Below are 1,400 nucleotides of genomic sequence, written 5' to 3'. Positions count from 1 at the left end.
CAGAGTTCTACAAACCCGCCATCGTCGGCAGCTTCAGATTTGTATAAGAGACAGGTTCCGCACAGAGGGCCTCCTACGACAAGGACGTGGTGCACGCGATACTCGACGAGGGCTACATGTGCCATCTCGGCTTCGTGCGGGACGGCGCCCCGATCGTGCTGCCCACCCTGTACGCCCGGGTCGACGAGCGGCTCTACCTCCACGGCTCGACGGGTTCGCGTCCGCTGCGCATGACCGGCCAGGCCGATCCGGGGCTCGCGGTGTGCGTGACGGTCACGCACGTCGACGGGCTGGTCCTCGCCCGGTCCGCCTTCCACCACTCGATCAACTACCGCTCCGTGGTGGTGCACGGCATCGCCCACCAGGTGACCGACCCGGAGGAGAAGCGGCTGGCCCTGGACGCGCTGGTGGACCATGTCGTGCCCGGCCGCTCACGTGACTCCCGGCCCGCCAACACCAAGGAGTCCGCCGCCACCGCCGTGATCCGCCTCGACCTCGACGAGGTCTCCGCCAAGCTCCGCACGGGCGGTGTCAACGACGAGCCCGAGGACCTCGCCCTCCCCCACTGGGCCGGCGTCGTCCCGGTGCACAAGGGCTACGGCACGCCGCTGCCCGACCCGGACCTGGCGCCCGGCACGGAGCTCCCCGACTACCTGGCGGTGCGGTGATGCTGATCCACCCGTGGGACGCGCCCCGCGACGACGCCGAGTGGCAGGGGTGGCTCGCCGGCCACGACTTCGGGCAGCTCGCCGTCAACGGCCTGCCCGGCGAGCCGCCGTATGTCCAGCCGCTGCACTTCGCGTACGACCGTGGGCTCGGCGAGTCCTCCGGGCACGGCGAGGTCGTCGCCCACCTCGCCCGACCGAACCCCATGTGGCCCGCGCTGGACGCGAACCCGGAGGTTTTGCTGAGCGTCGTGGACGACTACGTGTTCATCCCCGGCCCCTGGCAGGCCCCGCCGGGCACCCCGCCCGAGCACGGCACCCCGACGAGCTTCTACGCGGCCGTCCAGCTGCGGTGCGTCGCCCACATCGTGGACGACCCGGCGGAGAAGGCCCACCTGCTCAACCGCCAGGTGGGCCACTTCCAGCCCGAGGGCGGCTCGGCGGCCGTGGCCGTCGGCGAGGCCCCGTACGGCCGGTCCCTCTCCGGTATCCGCGGGCTGCGGCTCGAAGTGACGGACGTGCGGGCGAAGTTCAAGTACGCCGCCCACAAACCGGAGGAGGTGCAGGACCGCATCGTGACCGGGCTCGCGACGCGGGGCGCTCCGGGCGACGCCGCGGCGCGGGAGCACCAGCTGCGCCGGCGAGGCGTGTGGGCTGCCGGCAGGTGACGGTGCGGGCCCCGCGAAAACCGAGGGGCCCGCGAGTGCCGAGGGCCCCCACGAGAGCCCGAGGCTG

At 72.4% G+C, this 1,400-nt stretch carries 1 protein-coding gene and 1 pseudogene; both read left to right on the top strand.

The features are described 5' to 3' along the window. Positions 1–50: 50 nt before the first annotated feature. Positions 51–668 (top strand): annotated as a pseudogene (locus FPZ41_RS46515) (pyridoxamine 5'-phosphate oxidase family protein); the annotation flags it as partial. Further along, a complete protein-coding gene (locus FPZ41_RS46510; RefSeq protein ID WP_152870926.1) occupies positions 668–1,333 on the top strand; it encodes an FMN-binding negative transcriptional regulator in 666 nt (221 codons plus the stop codon). The pseudogene FPZ41_RS46515 and the gene FPZ41_RS46510, both read left to right, overlap by 1 nt. Positions 1,334–1,400: the final 67 nt, after the last annotated feature.

It is taken from the genome of Streptomyces acidicola, from assembly GCF_009377235.1.
Taxonomy (GTDB): Bacteria; Actinomycetota; Actinomycetes; order Streptomycetales; family Streptomycetaceae; genus Streptomyces; species Streptomyces acidicola.
The sequence above is the reverse complement of the archived record's forward strand: the minus strand, read 5'-3'. Positions and strand labels throughout refer to the sequence as shown.

Excerpts from the sequence above, each read along its gene's own strand:
- FPZ41_RS46510 (WP_152870926.1), top strand. The coding sequence starts at position 668 with ATGCTGATCCACCCGTGGGACGCGCCCCGCGACGACGCCGAGTGGCAG.